The sequence below is a fragment of the Cryptosporangium minutisporangium genome, from assembly GCF_039536245.1.
Taxonomy (GTDB): Bacteria; Actinomycetota; Actinomycetes; order Mycobacteriales; family Cryptosporangiaceae; genus Cryptosporangium; species Cryptosporangium minutisporangium.
Genome location: NZ_BAAAYN010000111.1, coordinates 1 through 209, shown reverse-complemented (window position 1 = coordinate 209; position 209 = coordinate 1). Strand labels below are relative to the sequence as shown.

General features: G+C 41.1%; 1 pseudogene. It reads left to right on the top strand.

Features of this window, described 5'->3' with window-relative positions:
- Window positions 1-201, top strand: a pseudogene (locus ABEB28_RS42320) (hypothetical protein); the annotation flags it as partial.
- Window positions 202-209: the final 8 nt, after the last annotated feature.

Below are 209 nucleotides of genomic sequence, written 5' to 3'. Positions count from 1 at the left end.
TTGATAATCCGTAACGCGGTCAATATATCTAGCTTGAGGGCTTTCCTCTTAACTATTGAAAGGATAACGATTATGGGTCTTAAGCCGGGTCCGAAACGAATTGCCGATTCAACAGGGGAACCTGATAAACGCCAGCGTGACAATAAAAAAACGCCGGGAAATACTGACAAATTGAAACCCAGCAAATCTTCAAAAAAATAAGTCAGTAG